Genomic DNA, 18,006 nt, shown 5'->3' with positions numbered 1-18,006 from the left:
TGGTGGTGTGTCACGATCGTGTCGTGACCACCGCGCTCATCTACCTCGTCGTCATGGTGCTCGTGGCGGCCGTGGTGTTCCTGCTGGCCTCGCTGGTGTTCGGGCGGGGTGAGGAGATGGCACCGCTGCCACCCGGCACGTCCCCGACGCGGCTGCCGGCCGACGACGTGCGGCCCGAGGACGTCCGTGCCGTGCGCTTCCAGCAGGTCCTGCGCGGCTACCGGATGTCCGAGGTCGACTGGGTGCTCGACCGGCTCGCCGGCGAGATCGAGGTACTGCGGTCCCGCGTGGCCGAACTCGAGGCCGACCGTGAACCCGACGCGGTGAGGCCGGCCGGTACGCCCTCATGACCCGGCTCGAACTCGCCGTCGACGTCGCCGCACCCGCCGCGACCACGTGGGCGGCGGCCACCGACTGGGTTCGCCAAGGCGAGTGGATGCTCGGCACGCGCGTGCGGGTGACCGGCGGCGACGGCACGTCCACCGGCTCGACGCTGTCCGCGTTCACCGGCATCGGCCGGTTCGGGTTCGTCGACACCATGCGCGTCACGGTGTGGGAGCCTCCGGTCCGGTGCGTGGTCGAGCACACCGGGCGGTTGGTCCGGGGCACGGGCGGGTTCCGGGTGAGCGGGCACGGCGACCGTTCCGAGTTCGTCTGGTACGAGGACGTACCGTGGCCGTTGGCCGCCGCGTTCGCGCCCGGCGTGGCCTGGTCGCTGCGCCGCTTCGCCCGTTTCGCCGAGAGGTACCGATGATCGACGTCGTCCGTTGCGCCTGGGGCGACAGCACGCCCGACTACCGCGACTACCACGACACCGAGTGGGGCGTGGAGCTGCACGGCGACGCGGAACTGTTCGAGCGCATGTGCCTGGAGTCGTTCCAGTCCGGCCTGTCGTGGATCACGATCCTGCGCAAGCGGGAGAACTTCCGGCGGGCTTTCGCGGACTTCGACCCGGTGGTCGTCGCCGGCTACGACGATGCCGACTTCGACCGGCTCATGGCCGACGCGTCCATCGTGCGCAACCGGGCCAAGATCAACGCGGCCGTCGCCAACGCCCGTGTCCTCGCGGCCATGGACGAGCCGCTCGACGACCTGCTCTGGTCGTTCGCGCCCAAGACCCACGTCCGGCCCGCGACCATCGCCGACGTGCCCGCCGTCACCGCCGAGTCCAAGGCCATGGCCAAGGAGCTCAAGCGGCGCGGCTTCGTCTTCCTCGGACCGATCACGTGTTACGCGTTGATGCAGGCCACCGGCATGGTCGACGACCACGTGGCGACCTGCTTCCGCGCTATCGACCGCTGAACGTCGGCTTCCGCTTGGCCACGAACGCCTCGACCGCCGCGCGGTGGTCGGCCGTGCCGCCCGCCGCCGCCTGCGTGCGCGCCTCCACCTCCAACGCCGCCGACAACGCGCCGGAGAACGCCAACGCCTCCTTGATCGCGGCGTAGGCGGCGGTCGGTCCGGACGCCAGCGTGCGGGCCAGGGCGTGTGCCGTGGACAGCGCCTCGCCGTCCGGCACGACCTGCGACACCATGCCGATCCGCAACGCCTCGGCCGCGTCCACCGGCTGGGCCAGCAACATCATCTCCGTGGCCCGACCGCGGCCGATCAGGCGGGGCAGCGTCCACGACGCGCCCGAATCCGCGCTCAACCCCACGTTCGCGAACGCCATCAGGAACCGCGCGCCCGCCGCCGCCACCCGCAGGTCGCACGCGTAGGCGAACGACGCGCCCGCGCCCGCCGCCATCCCGTTGACCGCCGCGACGACCGGCTTCGGCATCCCGATGATCGACTCGACGATCGGGTTGTAGTGCAGCTCCACGGTCTTGAGCGGTGCCGGGTCGCCCTCGGCGAGCAGTCGCGCGTGCTCCTTGAGGTCCTGGCCCGCGCAGAACGCCTTCCCGGCACCCGTCAGCACCACGGCGCGCACCCGGTCGTCGGCCGCCGTCTCGGCCAGCACGTCCCGCAACCGCTCCTTCAACGAGACGGTCAGCGAGTTGTACGAGTCGGGCCGGTTGAGCGTGAGCGTGCGCACGCCCTCGGCGTCCTCGACGAGGAGTTCGGACACGGGATACCTCCGGTCAGTCGGTTCCGAGACTGTCGTCGACGAACCGGCGCGCGGCCGGCGCGAGCCGTGCCGTGTGCCGGTCGAAGAACTCGGCGGCGGCCAGGCCCGGCCAGCCGGCGGGCAGCAGTTCGCGCGGCAGTCCCGGATCGCGGAACAGGAACTTGCGCCACGCGTGCAGGAACCGTTGTGACGCGGCGAACGCCGTGGCGGGCGCCGTTCCGTCCACAGCGGACACGAGCGGTTCCCACTCGGCCACGAAGAGTGCGTAGTCCTGGCCGAGGGCTTCCAGGTCCCACGCCTTGGCGGCCAGCTCGCGCGGGTCGCCTTCGTGTTCGCCGTGGAACGAGGTGGCGGCGACCTCCTCGGCGGCGAGCACGTCGGCCAGTTCGGGCGACGGTCGCGGCGCGATCCACGCGACCGGGCCCAACGCGCCGTAGCCGAGCAGTTGCAGCGACGACGTCAGCCGGTCGCGGGCCTCGCGCACCGGCGGCACGTCCGGCACGACGACGTGCCAGCGTCCGTCCCAGGTGGACGGGCGGGTCCGGTAGATGCGCGCGGCGGCCTCGTCGAGCCGCCTTTCCGCGCGGGGTGTCATCGCGTAGCCGGGGCCCTCGGCCAGCCGGACCGGTTCGAGCCACCCCTGGCGGACCGTCCGCGACACCGCCGTGCGCACGGCCGGCGCCGCGAAGTCCAGCGGTTCGAGCAGGCGGACGAGGGCGGCGATCGTCGCGGCACCACCCCGCTCGCGCAGGTGGCCGCCGTAGACGTCGAAGAGCGCGGAACGGGCTCGCACGGCTTCCGAGTCTGTCAGGCGGACCCCGCGACACGCCACAGTCGTCGATTCGGGTCACGGCCGGGTGACGACCCGCGGGCCCCCGGAAGTCGTTGGTGCGCGGCCATCCTGGCGTTGAACTGCGACGAGGCGAAGATCGTCACCGAGTCTCGCCGGGACCGGAAAGATCGGTTCGGTTTCGCCGCGCAGTCCGCATAGGGGAGAATGGGGCGAGTATCCGGCCCTGGTCGGACGGGGAAGATGTTGACGGAGGGAGCACGCGATGGCGGCCATGAAGCCCCGGACCGGCGACGGTCCCCTCGAGGTCACCAAGGAGGGGCGCGGCATCGTCATGCGCGTTCCGCTCGAGGGTGGTGGGCGCCTCGTCGTCGAGATGTCGGCGGACGAGGCCAACGCCCTGGGCGACGCCCTCAAGGCAGCCGCGGGCTGACCAGCCGGAACGAGTAAGCGTCGAAGCCCCGGTTCCACAGTGGAACCGGGGCATCGCTGCGTCGGCAGTCGTTGATCGACCGGACAGGAGAACCACCCGTGCGCCAGCCGTTGCCCACCCCGCTGCCCAGCGTCGACGTGGCGGGCTCGCCCAGACGGGGCGTCCTCCGGGTCGTCGTCGCGTCGGCCGGCGAGGACGACGGCGACATCGGCGCGCCGGCCCGGCGCGACCCGTGGGTGCTCGGTGTCGGCGCGGGCACGGCCGGTGACTGGCGTACCGCCGGTGCCGTGCTGAGCAGGGCGTTGACCGACGTGGCCGAGCGGTGCGACGTGGAACTGCCCGCCGACGCGGACGCGGCGGCGTTCACGCTCGGTCTGGCCCTGGGCGGGTACGGGTTCAAGGTGACCGGGCAGGAGCGGCCCCGGCGGGTGCGGTCCGTGCGCCTGGTGACCGGTGCGCCGGTGGCCGACGCGGTGCGCGAGGCGCTGGACGCCGCCGCCGCGACGGCGTTGGCGCGGGACCTGGCGAACACCCCGTCGAACACCAAGGACCCCGCCTGGCTGGCCGCGACGACCGCGAAGCTGGCGGGGGCCGTGCCCGGCCTGGACGTGCGGGTGCGCGACGAGAAGTGGCTGCGCGCGGAGGGCTTCGGCGGCGTGCTGGCGGTCGGCGGCGGGTCGCCGCGTCCGCCCCGGCTGGTCGAACTGGCGTGGCGGGGCACCGGCGGTGGTCCCCACCTGGTGTTCGTCGGCAAGGGGATCACGTTCGACACCGGCGGGATCTCGATCAAGCCCGCCGAGGGCATGCACCTCATGCGCACGGACATGGCGGGCGGCGCGGCCGTGATCGCCGCGACGATCGCGGCGGCACGGCGGCGGCTCCCGGTCCGGGTGACGGCCCTGGTGCCGTGCGCGGAGAACCACGTGTCGGGCTCGGCCTACCGGCCCGGCGACGTGATCCGCCACCACGGCGGCACGACCACCGAGGTGACGAACACCGACGCCGAGGGCCGGCTGGTCCTGGCCGACGCCCTGGCGTACGCGGTGCGCACCCTGTCGCCGGACCTGATCGTGGACGTGGCGACCCTGACCGGCGCGATGAAGATCAGCCTGGGCGTGCGCACGGCCGGCCTGTTCGCCACGGACGACGCCCTGGCCGCCGACCTGCTGGCGGCGGGGGAGGCGGCGGCCGAGCGGTACTGGCGCATGCCGCTGCTCCAGGAGCACGCCGACGCGGTGCACAGCGACCTGGCCGACCTGCGGCAGTGCCCGCCGGGTCCGGGTGGCATCATGGCGGCGTTGTTCCTGCGGGAGTTCGCCGCGGACGTCCCCTGGGCACACCTGGACATCGCCGGTCCGGCGCGGTCGGACAAGTCCTACGCCGAGGTGACGCCCGGTGCGACGGGCTTCGCCGCCCGGACCCTGTTGGCCCTGGCCACCGCCAAGTCGACCCGCTGACCCGCGAGTCGTGCGTCGGGACACCGCGAGTTGTGCGTTCAGACACCGCGAGTTGTGCACTCGGGCACCACGGGTCGTGCGTTCGGGCGCGCGAGCTGCGCATTTGGGCACCCGAGTCGCGCACTCAGGCACGCGCGCAGCGCGGGTCAGGGCAGCGGGACGGTCATCCGGGCGGCCGTGACCTCGGTGGCACCCAGGTTGGGCAGGACCGGCCGCCCGGCCGCCACGGTCAGCTCCACCGACTTCGCGTCCGCCGGGACCTCCACGATCACGGCGTACGGGAACGTGTCGCCCCCGTACTGGGCACCCACCACCCGCGCCCCGGCGGACGTGCCCAGCAGCTTCACGGTCTCCGGTGCGCCGAGGACCGACACCAGGCCCTGACCCTCCAGCCGCAGTTCGACCAACGCCTTGCCCTCGTCGGCCGTCACGAGCCGGTACCGCCCCCCGAGGTCGACCGGCCGCTGCCACCCCACCCGCACCCGCTTGACCGCCAACGTCCCCGACGACGACCCCACGCGCACCGGCGCCGACACCCCGTCGACCTGGGCCGCCGGTTCGCGCCGCAACGCCGGCGGCCCGTCCGACGTCCGCCCGTCCGTGACCGAAAGCCGCTGCACCAGGGGACGCGCACCCACGCTGTCCAGCACCAACTCCTCGGCACCCGGCGTCGACGGCACCGTGTAGACCACGAGCACGGTGCCGTCCTTGGGCAACTGGTCCACGGACAGCGCGTGCCGCCGTCCCGGCACCTGGAGGCTCAGCTCGGGCGGCTGCGGCCCCCGGCCCTCCCACAGCTTCTGGTCGAACGCCCCGTCGGCCTCCCGCAGCCGGTCGACCTCCAACCGCACGACCCGCAGCCCGACCCCGTGCTCGGCCCGCAGTTCCCCCTGCCCGGTCCGCACGGTCGACGGCCGCGCGTACCCGGTGAGCTTCACGTCCAACTGGTCGTCGCGCAGCCGTCCGGTGGCGCTGTCGAGGGCACGTCCGTCGTCGGGCAGCACGGCCAGGAAGTCCGGTCCGGCCTCGCCGACGCCCTGGTCGGCCGACGCCGAACGCCCGTCCGTCCGCACGAGGTCGCCCACGGGTGTGCTCTTGGCGCCGAACGCGGGCACCTGTGGCGGCAGCACGTCCAGCCGCACGCCCGCGTCGGTCCGCTCGACCTCCTTGAGGGGCACGGGCACCCAGTCCGTCGTGGTCGGGGTGCCCGGCACCTGTACCGGTCCGCACCACAGCCGGGTGTCGACCTCGGAGTCCGGGTCGACCCGGGCGAACCAGCAGCTCACCTCGTCGCCGTCGGTCCGGGCGACGTACCCGAAGCCCAGCGTGTAGCTGACCTCGGCCTCGGCCCGCACCTGGAGCCCCTGCGGGTCGAGCACGGTTCCGCCCTTGATCGTGAGCGGCACGGAGGTGGCGTCGAAGCCCGTCTCCCCGGCGCAGCCGGCCACGAGGACCCCCACCGTCGCGAGTACAACCCACCGCATCCAGGACCCCCAGTAGTGGTTTGACTACTGGTAAGTGCGCTGGGACCCCTTTCGGGTTGCCTCCTATAGCGTGAGACGCATCTCACACATCAACGGAGAGCGAGGTCGTACACCTCCACGGTCCGCTCGGCCACGGTCGTCCACGAGAACTCCCGGACGGCCCGCTCCCGCCCCGCCGCGCCGAACTCCCGCGCCCGCGAAGGCGACGCCAGCACCGCGTCCACCGCGTCCGCCAACCCCTGCCGGAACGCCTCCACGTCCCGCTCGTCGTAGTGCACCAGCAGTCCGGTCACGCCGTGCTCCACGACCTCCGGGATCCCGCCCACGTCCGAGGCGACCACGGCCGTGCCGCACGCCATCGCCTCCAGGTTCACGATCCCCAGCGGCTCGTACACCGACGGGCACACGAACACCGTCGCGTGGCTCATGATCTGCCGGACCTCGGCCGGCTGGAGCATCTGCCGGATCCAGAACACCCCCGGCCGCACCGCCGACAGCTCCGCCACCGCCGCCCGCGTCTCCTCGGCCAGCTCCGGGGTGTCCGGCGCGCCCGCGCACAGCACGAGCTGGGCGTCCGCCGAGAACCGGTGCGCCGCCGCCACCAGGTGTCCGACGCCCTTCTGCCGCGTGATCCGCCCGACGAACGCCACGATCGGCCGCGTCGGGTCGATCCCGCGCGCGACCAGCGCGTCCGTCTCGTCGACCGGCCGGTACGCGTCCGGGTCGATGCCGTTGCGCACCACGTGCACCCGGGCCGGGTCCAACGCCGGGTAGCAGTCGAGGACGTCCGTCCGCATGCCCTCGCTCACCGCGATCACCGCGTCCGCCGCCTCGTACGCGGTCCGCTCCACCCACGACGACACCCGGTACCCGCCGCCGAGTTGCTCGGCCTTCCACGGCCGACGCGGCTCCAGCGAGTGCGCGGTCACCACGTGCGGCACGCCGTGCAACAGCTTCGCCAAGTGCCCGGCCATGTTCGCGTACCAGGTGTGCGAGTGCACCAGTCGCACGTCCGCCAACGCGGCGGCCATCTCCAGGTCGACCGACAGCGTCGCCAACGCCGCGTTCGCGTTCTCCAGGCCGTGCGCGGGGTGGTAACCCCGGGCGTCCGCGCGCGGCGTGCCGAACGCGTGCACGTCCACGTCGACCAGTTCGCGCAGGCGTGGCACGAGGAAGCCGACGTGCACGCCGGCGCCGCCGTACACCTCCGGCGGGTACTCCCGGGTCAGCAGTCCGATTCGCACGACGTCCACCGTAACGCCGGGTCGCGGGCCGGCCGGGTGAACGGCCGGTGTAGACCGTTGGTAGGCGGCAGTCCCCGCCATTAGGGTCGTCGCCGTGACGGGACAACCGAACGTCCTCGGAATCGTCCTCGCCGGTGGCGAAGGGAAGCGGTTGTGGCCGCTGACCGCCGACCGGGCCAAACCGGCGGTGCCCTTCGCCGGCAACTACCGCCTCGTCGACTTCGTCCTCTCCAACCTGGTCAACGCCGGCTTCGTCAAGCTTTGCGTTCTCACGCAGTACAAATCGCATTCACTGGACCGTCACATCTCGACCACGTGGCGCCTGTCCACTGTGCTCGGTCAGTACGTGACACCCGTCCCGGCGCAGCAACGCCTCGGCCCGCGTTGGTATCACGGCTCCGGTGATGCGATCTACCAATCGCTCAACCTCGTCAACGACGAACGCCCCGACCACGTCGTGGTCTTCGGCGCCGACCACGTGTACCGGATGGACCCCGGCCAGATGGTCGACCAGCACGTGGCGACCGGCGCTTCGGTGACCGTGGCGGGCATCCGCGTGCCGCGCGTGGAGGCGAAGGCGTTCGGCTGCATCGACTCCGACGCCGACGGCCGGATCACCCGGTTCCTGGAGAAGCCCGCCGAACCGCCGCACGTGCCCGACGACCCCGAGGTCTCGTTCGCCTCGATGGGCAACTACGTGTTCACCACCGAGGCGTTGATCGACACGTTGCGCGCCGACGCGGCCGACCCGGACTCGGCGCACGACATGGGCGGCGACATCATCCCCGCGCTGGTGGACCAGGGCCGTGCGCACGTCTACGACTTCTCCCGCAACGTCGTGCCCGGCGAGGCCGAACGCCATCGCGGCTACTGGCGCGACGTCGGCACGATCGACGCCTACTACGAGGCGCACATGGACCTCGTGTCCGCGGACCCGGTGTTCGACATCTACAACCGGTCGTGGCCGATCCGGACCGCCACACCGCCCCTGCCCCCGGCCAAGTTCGTCGCCGGCGGCAGCGCCGAGGACTCCATGGTCGGGCCGGGTTCGATCGTCTCCGGGACCGTGCACGGCAGCATCGTGTCGTCGGACGTGGTGATCGAGTCGGGATCGGTCGTGCAGGGCAGCGTGCTGCTGCCGGGCGTGCGGATCGGCCGGGGCGCCGTGGTGCGCCGGGCGATCCTGGACAAGAACGTGATCGTGCCCGACGGCGCGCTGATCGGCGTCGACCCGGCCACCGACCGCACCCGCTACACGGTGTCCGCCGGTGGCGTGACCGTCCTGGGCAAGGGCGTGACGGCTTTCTAGGTGCGTGCGGCCACGAGCAGTCCGTCGCCCAACGGCAGGATCACCGGCACCAACCGGTCGTCCTCGCGCACGGCCCGCGTCACGTCCCGCAACGCCGTCGTCGCCGGGTCGCGCACGGTCCGGTCGAGCACGCGGCCCTGCCACAGCACGTTGTCGAACGCCACCACGCCGCCCGGTCGCAGCAGCCGCACGGCCTCCGCCAGGTAGCGCGGGTACTCGGTCTTGGCCGCGTCGACGAACACCAGGTCGTAGCCGCCGTCGGTCAGCCGGGGCAGCACGTCCAGCGCCGCGCCCGTGATCAGCCGGGTGCGCGACACCGCCACACCGGCGTCGGCGAACGCCCGCCGGGCGGCGCGCTGGTACTCGGCCGATACGTCGATCGAGGTCAGGATGCCGTCCGGGGTCATGCCGCCGAGCAGGTACAGCGCGCCGACGCCCGCGCCCGTGCCGACCTCGACCACGGTCCTGGCCCGGGTCGCCGCGGCGAGGAACCGCAGGGCCGCGCCGCCGCCCGACCCGATCGGCACGCAGCCCAGCTCGACGCCACGCGCGCGGGCCGCCGCTATGACGGCGTCCTCGGGCGGGTAGCGCTCCACGTACTCGCGCAGAGCCACGTCCACGAGGGGGAAGGTTAACGCCGTCCGGGGCGGATCGGGTGAATCCGGCGTGAAGCGGGGAACCCCGGGATTTCTCAGCGTGCTCTCAGCCGACTCTCACGAGAGTTATAAGCGGACGAGGCACGCTGGTGCCAGCGCAGGAACCACACGGGAACACGCGGGCCTACCACCGCGTTGAACCGTGCAGCCGGGCCGCCGGCCCACTGGAGGTGCTCAACCGCCCCATGCCGACCCAGCAGTCGACCGCCGCACCCACCGCGCCCATCGAGAGCGCGGACTGGAGCCCGCCCACGTGGGACGAGGTCGTGCGCGAGCACGCCGACCGCGTGTACCGGCTCGCCTACCGCCTGACCGGCAACCAGCACGACGCCGAGGACCTGACCCAGGAGACGTTCATCCGGGTCTTCCGCTCGCTCGCGTCGTACAAGCCGGGCACGTTCGAGGGCTGGCTGCACCGCATCACCACCAACCTGTTCCTCGACATGGCCCGCCGCCGTACCCGGCTGCGCATGGAGGGACTGCCCGAGGACACCGACCGGCTCGCGGGCGACGACCCGAGCCCGGAGCAGGTGTGGTCGGACACCCACCTCGACCCGGACCTCCAGGCCGCCCTCGACGAGCTGCCGCCGGAGTTCCGCGCGGCCGTCGTGCTGTGCGACGTCGAAGGGCTGTCCTACGAAGAGATCGGCGCCACACTCGGGGTGAAACTGGGTACGGTGAGAAGCAGGATTCACCGGGGCCGGCAAGCACTGCGGGCTTCCCTCGAACGCCGTCGGGGTCTTGTTCAGGAGGACTCTGCATGACCGACCTGCGAGGTTGGGGACTGTCCGAGCAGCACCTGCTGCCGGACGCCGTCGTCGCCTTCGTCGACGGCGAGCTGTCCGCCTCGGCGCACGGCCGGGCGTCCGCGCATCTCGCGCGATGTCCGTTCTGCGCGGCCGAGACCTACTCGCAGCAGCAGGCGAGGTCCGCGGTCAGGGCCGCGACGACCCCGAGCGCACCGGCGGGCCTGCTGGCCCGGCTCGGTGCCATCCCGCAGGAGGTCGAACTCCCCAGCGCGCCCGACGGGCTCGCGGTCACCGAGGACGGGCGGCTGGTCGCCGTGCAGCGGCCGGATCGGGCCGCCGCCGCGTTCGGGTCCGGACCGGTGTTGGGGCAGAGCCGCCCTTTCGGTACCGGTAGTCGGCTGGGCGGCAAACGCGCGCGTCAGGGTGCGGGGGCGGTGGTGTCCGGGTTGATGCTCGGTGCCTTGGCCCTGGTCGTGCCCGGAGGCGATGATCCGGCGCCGGTGCCCGTGCAGGGACCGGGTGCCGCGCCGACCACTCCGGCGGTGGCGCCTGCCTCGTTGGCGCCTGTTCCGGTGGACAGTCCGCTCGGTGTCATGCGGCCGGTTTCGGGCCAGGCTCGCTGAGCTGGGGTTTCTTCGCTCGGTGGCTGCTGTCCGGGGTCGACCTCGGGAAGCGTGGGCAGACCACCAGAAAAGGGGCTGTCGTCCGGGTTCTCCTTTCCTTCTTGCTGTTTGACGTGGTGCTGACGGCGACTTCACCGGTCGTCGGGCACCATTGCCCCGGCGGGGCTTCAGGCAGGACGACGTTCGGGGAGCGATGAGCGAGCCAGACCAGGGCAACGGGACCCAGCCGAACGGGACTCCGAGGTCCGGCGTCGACGACGGGGCCCATCGCAGGCTCGCGCCGCGTCCGTTGAACCGTCCTGCCGTCGATCCCGGTGCGGCTGTCGCCTTCGGTCGTCCGGAAGGGGTCGTCGGGGCGTTTTCCGGCGATCGTCCGGCGCTCAACGGGTCGCTTGGCCTTGCGCCGCCGCCTGCCGAGGCGTTGACCACTGCCTTCGGTCGTCCCGACACCACGACCCGGCTGCAGCGCCCGCCGTTGGACGCGTCGGGTGAGCCCGAGGTCGAGCCGGTGTTCTGGGAGGGCGAGCCCGCCGGTGACGCGTGGCGCGATCCGGGTGCCAGTGCGGTGATCGGGCCGCCGGCGGTGAGCGAGAAGGCCGCCGAGGACGGCGAGGCCGCGCAGGTCGGTCGTGGGCCGTTGCTGAGCGTGCCCGAGTTGCTGTTCGGCCGGCGGGTCAAGCCGACCGCGTTGGCGTTGTTGCTGGTCGTGGCCTTGGCCGTGGGTGCGGCCGGTGGTGTGGTGGGTTGGCTGTTCGGTCGTGCGGGCAACGAGTTGACCGACGCGGGCGTGACGCTGGCCGAGGTGAAGCCGGGCAAGGAGCGGCCGGTCGGGTCGGTCGCGGACATCGCCAAGCGGGTGACGCCGAGCGTGGTGTCGATCGAGTTCAAGGGCGCCAACGTGGCCGGTGTCGGTTCCGGTGTCGTGATCGACGGTGCGGGCTACATCCTGACCAACGACCACGTCGTGGCGCCCGCCGTGCAGGACTCGTCGGCGAAGCTGACGGTGGTCTTCATCGACGGGAAGCGGGCGATCGCGCGGGTCGTGGGGCGTGACTCCAAGACCGACCTGGCCGTGATCAAGGTCGAGGCGGACAACCCGACCGTGCTCCAGTTCGGCGATTCCGACGAGTTGGCCGTGGGCGACACCGTGCTGGCGATCGGGTCGCCGCTGTCACTGTCGAACACCGTGACCGAAGGCATCGTGAGCGCCCTGCACCGGCCCGTGACGGCGGCCGGCGAGAACGGTGGCCCGCAGGTGACCTACGACGCGATCCAGACCGACGCCGCGATCAACCCGGGCAACTCCGGCGGTGCGCTCGTCGACTCGTCGGGTGCGCTGGTCGGCATCAACTCGTCGATCCGCACCGAGACCGGCGGTTCGGTGGGCCTCGGGTTCGCGATCTCCGGCAACTACGCGCGCAAGATCTCCCAGGACCTCATCCAGAAGGGCGAGGTCAAGCACGCCGACATGAACGTCAACGTGCGCTCGGCGTCGGCCGAGACCGCCGAGGGCGCCCAGGTGCAGAACGTGCCCGACGGCGGCGCGGCGGCCCAGGCCGGGATCGTCGAGGGCGACGTGATCGTGAAGGTGGGCGACCGCCTGGTCCGCAACGCCGCCGAGTTGACCGTTGCCGTTCGCGACCACGAGATCGGCGAAACGGTGCCGGTCACGCTGGCCAGGCAGGGGCGGGAGCTGACCGTGCAGGTGACTTTGCGGTCCGACTGACGGCTAGGCTGACGAACGCAGGCCGCTGAGGGGCGTGGAGGAGGCAAGGGGCGTGTTCGACAGCATCGGCTGGGTCGAGATCCTCGTCATCATCGTCGCGGGCCTGTTCATCCTGGGACCGGAACGGCTGCCGTCGGCGGCGGCGTGGGTCGGCAAGACGCTGCGGCAGGTCCGCGAGTACGCCACGGGCGCACGCGACCAGCTCAAGAACGAGATGGGACCGGAGTTCGAGTCGCTCCGCAAACCCCTGGAAGACCTCAGGGAGCTGCGCAACTTCGACCCGAAACGCGCCATCACCAAGCACCTGTGGGACGACCTGCCCGAGCCCACCAAGGCCAACGGGCACCCGGCCGTCCAGTCGTCCGCCCCGCCGAGCCCTCAGGGCGCGCGGGAGCGGGAACGCGAGCGCCCCCTCCAGAACGGCGAGCGCCCCCCGTACGACCCCGACGCCACCTGACCCCCATCGCGCGAGTTATGCGTTCGGACACCGCGAGTTGTGCGTTCAGGCACCGCGAAATGTGCGCTCGGGACCCCGAACCCCCGTGCGCTGCCTGCACGTTGCGGGCCGAGAGCTGCCGGACCTTCGAGACCCCGAACCGCCAGAGGCGGTCCAGGGTGCCTGAGTGCGTATTTCGGGGTGTCCGAGTGGAGGACTCGCGGTGCCTGAACGCACAACTCGCGGTGTCCGAACGCATAACTCGCGCGGGTCAGCGGGGGGAGACGTTGAGCAGGCGGCCGGCCAGGCCGCGTGAGCGCACGGACAGTTGGCGTGCCACGTCGGTGAGCACGCCGGCGGCGGGTGACTCGGGGTGGGCCAGCACGATCGGGGTGCCCGCGTCCCCCTGCTCGCGCAGGCGCGGGTCCAGCGGGACCTGGCCCAGCAGTGGCACGTCGGCGCCCACGGCCGCGGTCAGCGAAGCCGCCACGGCCGCGCCCCCACCCGACCCGAAGATGTCGGCCCGGGTGCCGTCGGGGAGTTCGTAGTACGACATGTTCTCGATCACGCCCGCGACCCGCTGCCGCGTCTGCAACGCGATCGACCCGGCCCGTTCCGCCACCTCGGCGGCGGCCTGCTGCGGCGTGGTCACCACGAGGATCTCGGCGTTGGGCACGAGCTGCGCCACGGAGATCGCCACGTCGCCGGTACCGGGCGGCAGGTCCAGCAGCAGCACGTCCAGGTCGCCCCAGAACACGTCGGCCAGGAACTGCTGCAACGCCCGGTGCAGCATGGGTCCGCGCCACACCACGGGCGTGTTGCCGGGCGTGAACATCCCGATCGAGATCAGCTTCACGCCGTGCGACTGCGGCGGCATGATCATCTTCTCGACCTGGGTCGGCCGCGCCTCGGTGCCCAGCATCCGCGGGATCGAGTGCCCGTAGATGTCCGCGTCCACCACGCCGACCGACAGCCCGCGCGCGGCCATCGCCACCGCCAGGTTGACCGTCACGCTCGACTTGCCGACGCCGCCCTTGCCCGACGCCACGCAGTACACCCGCGTCAACGACCCGGGCTGCGCGAACGGGATCACGGGCTCGTCCACGCCGCCGCGCAGCATCTTGCGCAGGTCGGTCCGCTGCGCGTCGGACATCACGTCCAACGCCACCCGCACGCCGGTCACGCCGGGCAGTCCCGAGACGGCCGCCGTCACGTCCGCGGTGATCTTGTCCCGCAGCGGACACCCCTGGACGGTCAGGTAGACGGCGACGTCGACGACGCCGTCCTTGCCGACCACGACGTCTTTCACCATGCCCAACTCGGTGATCGGACGCTTGATCTCGGGGTCGTGCACGCCGGCCAGCGCCTTGCGCACGTCGTCAGCAGTAGGGAACACAGGATCGCCTTAAATATCAACGGGATGGGGCTCCGACCTCCCATGCTACGGCGATCGCGGACCCGGGAAGACGGGGGCCGCAGGGGAGTCGGCCGGGTGCTTTCCGTAACATCGTGGCCCGTGCCGGAAACCGGAAGTGCCCGGTTGCCCACCCGAACCGAGCTGGGGGTGTGGCGATCGTTCCTCCGCGCCCACGCGCGGCTCACTCGGGTCCTCGAGGCCGAGCTGATCGCCGAACAGCGCCTGTCCCTGGCGGCCTACGACGTGCTCGTCCAGTTGGCCGAGGCGCCGCGGCACCGACTGCGGATGACCGAACTGGCCGACGCGGTCCTGCTGTCGCGCTCCGGCGTGACCCGTCTCGTGGACCGGCTCGAACGCGCCGGCCTGGTGCTGCGCGAACGCGCCGACGGTGACGGCCGGGGCGTCGTCGCGGTCCTCACCGCCCAGGGCGTCGACCGGCTGCGCACCGCCGGCGGGACGCACCTGACCGGCGTGGCCCGCCACTTCGGCGACGTGTTCGACGCCGCCGAGCTGGAGCGCTTCGGCCGGTCCTGCGCCAAGCTCGTCGACGAGGGCCAGGTCTGACCTAGGACCCCACCTCGGAGTCCTTGAGCGCACGCCGTCGGGTCTTGCGCAGCACGCGGTCCAGTTCGCTGCGCAGGTAGTCCCGGGTCACGACCTCGCCGACGGCCAGCCGCAACGCGGCCAGTTCCCGGGCCAGGTACTCGGTGTCGGCCTTGGTCTGCGCGGCCCGCGTCCGGTCCTCCTCCAGCGACACCCGGTCCCGGTCGTCCTGCCGGTTCTGGGCCAGCAGGATCAGCGGTGCGGCGTAGGCGGCCTGCGTGGAGAACGCCAGGTTCAGCAGGATGAACGGGTACGGGTCCCACGAGTACTCGACCGCGACCAGGTTCAGCGTGATCCACGCGAGCACGAGCAGCGTCTGCCAGAACAGGAACTTTCCGGTGCCCAGGAACCGGGCCAGCCGTTCGGAGAACCGGCCGAACGCCTCCGGGTCCAGGGAGAGCCGGAACCGGGCCGGTTGGCGCGGCTGGTCGAGTCTGCGTCGTGGCAGCAGCTCAGGCATTGGTCAACCCCGTTTCCCGCCAGTTGTCCGGCAGCAGGTGGTCCAGGACGTCGTCGACGGTCACCGCGCCGAGCAGGTGCTCGGCCTCGTCGACCACGGGGCCGCACACCAGGTTGTACGCGGCGAAGTAGCGGGTCACCTCGCCCAGCGACGCGGTCGGCGACAGAGTCGCCATGTCGGTGTCCAGCACGCCCGCGACCAGGTCGGACGGCGGTTCGCGGAGCAGGCGCTGGATGTGCACGCAGCCGAGGTAGCGGCCGGTGGGCGTCGCGGTCGGCGACCGGCACACGAACACCATACTGGCCAGTGCGGGTGTGAGGTCGGGGTTGCGCACGTGCGCCAACGCCTCGGCCACGGTGGCGTCGGGCGCGAGCACGACGGGTTCGGGGGTCATCAGACCGCCGGCGGTGTCGTAGCTGTACTTGAGCAACCGCTTGACCGGCGCGGACTCCTCGGGCTCCATCAGGTCCAGGAGCCGGTCCTTTTCCGGTTCGGGCAGTTCGGCGAGCAGGTCGGCGGCGTCGTCGGGGTTCATCGCCTCGAGCACGTCGGCCGCGCGTTCCTCGTCCATGTGGGCGAGGAGGTCCTTCTGGTCCTCCTCGGCCATCTCCTCGATGACGTCGGCGAGCCGTTCGTCGTCCAGGGCTTCGGCGACCTCGTACCGGCGTTTGGACGGCAGGCTGTGCAACGCCAGGGCGACGTCGGCCGCGCGCATGGTCTCGAAGAGCGCCACGAGGTGTTGTGCGCCCTGCGGCTGCCCGGCGAGTTCCGTGATGGACAGCCCGGTCAGGTCCTCCCACGCCAGCACCTGCACGGGTCCGCGCCGGCTGAGCCGTCCGGTGCGCTCGCGCACGGCCACGCGGGTCATCCGCCAGTCGCGGGTGCGGGTCGGTTCCATGGCCGCGTCGACCAGGACGGCCTGCGCGCCGGAGTCCATGCGCACGCGGGCGTCGAGCAGTTCGCCGACGACCAGGACCTCGTTGGCGCGCTGGTGGAACTGGCGCAGGCTGACCGTTCCGGTGGCCAGGCTCACGGCGTTCGGCTCGATCGTCGTCACGCGCAGCATGGGCACGAAGATGCGACGCCGGGTGGCCAGTTCGAGCACCAGTCCGAGGACGCGCGGCGGTTGCCGGTCGATCCGCAGTCCGACGACGAGGTCGCGGACCTTGCCGATGGATTCGCCGTCCGGCCCGAACACGGGCAATCCGGCGAGTTGAGCGGCGAAGACCCGGTTCACGACGACCACGGTGATCAGGCTAGCCGTCGCCGGTCGGTCATGCCGCCCGCTCCACAGTGGACCGCGTGATCGCGGCCAGCCGGTCGGCGAACGCCCGGTCGCCGACCTCGACGGCCCACAGGTGGTTCACCACGGCCCGGTAGTACGTCCACGCGCGGGTCCGGTCGGGGTCGAGTCCGGCGGCGGCCACGACCGCGGCACGCCGGTCGCGCAGCCCGCGTTCGCCGTCGAGTTCGGCGAGCCGGTTCCACAGCAGCGGGATCACGCCGTACTCGGGGTCGCCGGACAGCGGTTTGGGGTCGATCACGAGCCACGGTTCGCGGCTCGCCCGCAGCACGTTCCCGTAGTGCAGGTCCTCGTTGACGAGCAGGTGTGCGGCGGACGCGGCCAGTTCACGGCCCATGCCCGCCGCGTGGTCGACGACGCGTGGTTCCACCGGCGTGCCGAGTTCCCGGTTGCGCGCGGCCAGGTCGTCGACCACGACGCGGCGCAGCCCGGCCGGCGCCGGCACGGTCAGCCGCCGGACCAGTCCGCCGATCACGGCCAGGGCGGCGGCGATCGGTTCGTCCGCGAGCGAGTGGTCGGCGTCGAGGCGTTCCAGCAGCAGTGCGCCGTCCGCGTCGTCGTGGTCGAGCAGCAGAACGGCCCCGTCGCCGTTCCACGTGGCCAGGGCGAGGGGTTCGGACCGGGTCTCCTCGTCGAGCCAGGTGAGTTTGAGGACGGCCGGGTGCCCGTCGGCCCGGCGCACGGGCAGGACGGCCGCGACGTAGCCGAACATCGGGTCGCCGTCGGGGGTCAGCGCCCAGCGGGAGCAGTACCTCGTCGCCAGGGCGGGCAGCGTGTCGCGCCACCGCCGGGCCTCGGCGCCGAGGTCGACCGCGAAGTCCGCCGGTGCGGTGATCACGGGATGTCCCAGCGGTAGACCGAATCCCAGTCCGGTCGGCCGTTGAGCCGGGCCGACCGCAGCGCGGCGGCCGTGTCGTCGTCGGGGTCGACCAGCCGCGCGGTCGCGGTGACGTCGACCAGGTGCGAGTGGGTCGTGGGCGAGCGGACGGTGAGCGTGCAGTCCACCCCATCGGCCAGTCCGGGCACGACCTGCCCGGTTCCGCCGACCGCGACGTGCACGGCGCCGTCGCGCCACAGCGCCCAGACCAGCCGGGGCGGGTGACCGGCCGGTCGGACCCACAGCGCGGCGGCTTTGCGCAGCGCGTTGTCCAGCACCTGTGCGAGTTCCACGGTCCCAGCCTGCCACGCGTGGTGTGAGGCGCGACTCAGGCCGATGGCGGACGCCGGTGACCCGTGCCACGCTCCGTG

The 18,006-nt window shown here is 72.3% G+C and carries 21 protein-coding genes; 11 read left to right on the top strand and 10 right to left on the bottom strand.

What is annotated here, in order from left to right; genetic code table 11:
• The first annotated feature begins 23 nt into the window (after nt 1-23).
• Genes F4559_RS28225 through F4559_RS28215 form a run of 3 tightly spaced genes read left to right on the top strand, consistent with a single transcriptional unit; the run spans nt 24 to nt 1,302 of the window.
• Nucleotides 24-350, top strand: a complete 327-nt coding sequence (locus tag F4559_RS28225; RefSeq protein ID WP_184673819.1) for a DivIVA domain-containing protein — start codon at nt 24-26, stop codon at nt 348-350.
• The gene (locus F4559_RS28220) at nt 347-754 is read left to right on the top strand and encodes an SRPBCC family protein (protein ID WP_184673817.1); all 408 of its coding nucleotides are present in this window, start codon (nt 347-349) and stop codon (nt 752-754) included. The genes F4559_RS28225 and F4559_RS28220 overlap by 4 nt, the downstream gene beginning before the upstream one ends.
• Nucleotides 751-1,302 carry a DNA-3-methyladenine glycosylase I gene (locus F4559_RS28215; protein ID WP_184673816.1) on the top strand — a complete coding sequence of 184 codons (552 nt, stop codon included), beginning with the start codon at nt 751-753 and terminating at the stop codon, nt 1,300-1,302. Before F4559_RS28220 ends, F4559_RS28215 begins: the two co-directional genes overlap by 4 nt.
• On the opposite strand, the gene F4559_RS28210 is transcribed toward F4559_RS28215, so the two are convergent.
• Together F4559_RS28210 and F4559_RS28205 are read right to left on the bottom strand one after the other, a co-directional pair.
• A complete protein-coding gene (locus tag F4559_RS28210; RefSeq protein ID WP_184673813.1) occupies nt 1,289-2,068 on the bottom strand; it encodes an enoyl-CoA hydratase-related protein in 780 nt (259 codons plus the stop codon). The genes F4559_RS28215 and F4559_RS28210 overlap by 14 nt on opposite strands.
• 13 nt (nt 2,069-2,081) lie before the next feature.
• Entirely contained in the window at nt 2,082-2,861 is a 780-nt protein-coding gene (locus F4559_RS28205) for a PaaX family transcriptional regulator (RefSeq protein ID WP_184673811.1), read from the bottom strand.
• Between the two features lie 262 nt (nt 2,862-3,123).
• On the opposite strand from F4559_RS28205, the gene F4559_RS28200 reads away from it, so the two are divergent.
• Together F4559_RS28200 and F4559_RS28195 are read left to right on the top strand one after the other, a co-directional pair.
• Entirely contained in the window at nt 3,124-3,291 is a 168-nt protein-coding gene (locus F4559_RS28200; protein WP_012783412.1) for a DUF3117 domain-containing protein, read from the top strand.
• 98 nt (nt 3,292-3,389) lie between these two features.
• Nucleotides 3,390-4,748 carry a leucyl aminopeptidase family protein gene (locus F4559_RS28195; protein ID WP_184673809.1) on the top strand — a complete coding sequence of 453 codons (1,359 nt, stop codon included), beginning with the start codon at nt 3,390-3,392 and terminating at the stop codon, nt 4,746-4,748.
• Between the two features lie 146 nt (nt 4,749-4,894).
• On the opposite strand, the gene F4559_RS28190 is transcribed toward F4559_RS28195, so the two are convergent.
• Together F4559_RS28190 and glgA are read right to left on the bottom strand one after the other, a co-directional pair.
• The gene (locus F4559_RS28190) at nt 4,895-6,208 is read right to left on the bottom strand and encodes a hypothetical protein (protein ID WP_184673807.1); all 1,314 of its coding nucleotides are present in this window, start codon (nt 6,206-6,208) and stop codon (nt 4,895-4,897) included.
• A 113-nt stretch (nt 6,209-6,321) separates the two neighbouring features.
• Entirely contained in the window at nt 6,322-7,476 is a 1,155-nt protein-coding gene (glgA, locus tag F4559_RS28185; protein ID WP_312865861.1) for a glycogen synthase, read from the bottom strand.
• A gap of 94 nt (nt 7,477-7,570) precedes the next feature.
• Between glgA and glgC the strand changes: the two genes are divergently transcribed.
• On the top strand, nt 7,571-8,785 hold the full coding sequence (glgC, locus tag F4559_RS28180; RefSeq protein ID WP_184673803.1) for a glucose-1-phosphate adenylyltransferase: 1,215 nt from the start codon (nt 7,571-7,573) through the stop codon (nt 8,783-8,785).
• Here the strand turns inward: glgC and F4559_RS28175 are convergent.
• A complete protein-coding gene (locus F4559_RS28175) occupies nt 8,782-9,405 on the bottom strand; it encodes an O-methyltransferase (protein ID WP_184673801.1) in 624 nt (207 codons plus the stop codon). The two genes, glgC and F4559_RS28175, sit on opposite strands and share 4 nt — an antisense overlap.
• Nucleotides 9,406-9,626: 221 nt before the next feature.
• Between F4559_RS28175 and sigE the strand changes: the two genes are divergently transcribed.
• The 4 genes from sigE (at nt 9,627) to F4559_RS28155 (ending at nt 12,996) form a co-directional block, all read left to right on the top strand.
• Complete coding sequence (sigE, locus tag F4559_RS28170) at nt 9,627-10,205, top strand: RNA polymerase sigma factor SigE (RefSeq protein ID WP_184673799.1); 579 nt, start codon at nt 9,627-9,629, stop codon at nt 10,203-10,205.
• A complete protein-coding gene (locus tag F4559_RS28165; RefSeq protein WP_184673796.1) occupies nt 10,202-10,813 on the top strand; it encodes an anti-sigma factor family protein in 612 nt (203 codons plus the stop codon). The genes sigE and F4559_RS28165 overlap by 4 nt, the downstream gene beginning before the upstream one ends.
• A gap of 193 nt (nt 10,814-11,006) precedes the next feature.
• The gene (locus F4559_RS28160) at nt 11,007-12,539 is read left to right on the top strand and encodes a S1C family serine protease (RefSeq protein ID WP_184673794.1); all 1,533 of its coding nucleotides are present in this window, start codon (nt 11,007-11,009) and stop codon (nt 12,537-12,539) included.
• Between the two features lie 52 nt (nt 12,540-12,591).
• On the top strand, nt 12,592-12,996 hold the full coding sequence (locus F4559_RS28155) for a sec-independent translocase (RefSeq protein ID WP_184673792.1): 405 nt from the start codon (nt 12,592-12,594) through the stop codon (nt 12,994-12,996).
• A gap of 250 nt (nt 12,997-13,246) precedes the next feature.
• Here the strand turns inward: F4559_RS28155 and F4559_RS28150 are convergent, their stop codons facing one another.
• Nucleotides 13,247-14,371, bottom strand: a complete 1,125-nt coding sequence (locus tag F4559_RS28150) for an Mrp/NBP35 family ATP-binding protein (RefSeq protein WP_184673790.1) — start codon at nt 14,369-14,371, stop codon at nt 13,247-13,249.
• A 96-nt stretch (nt 14,372-14,467) separates the two neighbouring features.
• On the opposite strand from F4559_RS28150, the gene F4559_RS28145 reads away from it, so the two are divergent.
• Entirely contained in the window at nt 14,468-14,956 is a 489-nt protein-coding gene (locus tag F4559_RS28145; RefSeq protein ID WP_312865860.1) for a MarR family winged helix-turn-helix transcriptional regulator, read from the top strand.
• A gap of 1 nt (nt 14,957) precedes the next feature.
• Here F4559_RS28145 and F4559_RS28140 read toward each other — a convergent pair whose 3' ends face one another.
• Genes F4559_RS28140 through F4559_RS28125 form a run of 4 tightly spaced genes read right to left on the bottom strand, consistent with a single transcriptional unit; the run spans nt 14,958 to nt 17,928 of the window.
• On the bottom strand, nt 14,958-15,455 hold the full coding sequence (locus F4559_RS28140) for a DUF1003 domain-containing protein (RefSeq protein WP_184673786.1): 498 nt from the start codon (nt 15,453-15,455) through the stop codon (nt 14,958-14,960).
• The gene (locus F4559_RS28135) at nt 15,448-16,701 is read right to left on the bottom strand and encodes a magnesium transporter MgtE N-terminal domain-containing protein (RefSeq protein WP_184673784.1); all 1,254 of its coding nucleotides are present in this window, start codon (nt 16,699-16,701) and stop codon (nt 15,448-15,450) included. The genes F4559_RS28140 and F4559_RS28135 overlap by 8 nt, the downstream gene beginning before the upstream one ends.
• A 28-nt stretch (nt 16,702-16,729) precedes the next feature.
• Nucleotides 16,730-17,596, bottom strand: a complete 867-nt coding sequence (locus F4559_RS28130) for an aminoglycoside phosphotransferase family protein (protein WP_184673775.1) — start codon at nt 17,594-17,596, stop codon at nt 16,730-16,732.
• Nucleotides 17,593-17,928 carry a hypothetical protein gene (locus F4559_RS28125; protein WP_312865859.1) on the bottom strand — a complete coding sequence of 112 codons (336 nt, stop codon included), beginning with the start codon at nt 17,926-17,928 and terminating at the stop codon, nt 17,593-17,595. Before F4559_RS28125 ends, F4559_RS28130 begins: the two co-directional genes overlap by 4 nt.
• Between the last annotated feature and the right edge of the window lie 78 nt (nt 17,929-18,006).

Source organism: Saccharothrix violaceirubra, assembly GCF_014203755.1.
Classification (GTDB): Bacteria; Actinomycetota; Actinomycetes; order Mycobacteriales; family Pseudonocardiaceae; genus Actinosynnema; species Actinosynnema violaceirubrum.
The sequence above is the reverse complement of the archived record's forward strand: the minus strand, read 5'-3'. Positions and strand labels throughout refer to the sequence as shown.

Bases quoted from the DNA above. Each gene is read 5' to 3' on its own strand.
- sigE (WP_184673799.1), top strand. From the start codon at position 9,627: ATGCCGACCCAGCAGTCGACCGCCGCACCCACCGCGCCCATCGAGAGC.
- F4559_RS28220 (WP_184673817.1), top strand. From the start codon at position 347: ATGACCCGGCTCGAACTCGCCGTCGACGTCGCCGCACCCGCCGCGACC.
- F4559_RS28165 (WP_184673796.1), top strand. From the start codon at position 10,202: ATGACCGACCTGCGAGGTTGGGGACTGTCCGAGCAGCACCTGCTGCCG.
- F4559_RS28200 (WP_012783412.1), top strand. From the start codon at position 3,124: ATGGCGGCCATGAAGCCCCGGACCGGCGACGGTCCCCTCGAGGTCACC.
- F4559_RS28215 (WP_184673816.1), top strand. From the start codon at position 751: ATGATCGACGTCGTCCGTTGCGCCTGGGGCGACAGCACGCCCGACTAC.
- F4559_RS28160 (WP_184673794.1), top strand. From the start codon at position 11,007: ATGAGCGAGCCAGACCAGGGCAACGGGACCCAGCCGAACGGGACTCCG.
- F4559_RS28140 (WP_184673786.1), bottom strand. From the start codon at position 15,455: ATGCCTGAGCTGCTGCCACGACGCAGACTCGACCAGCCGCGCCAACCG.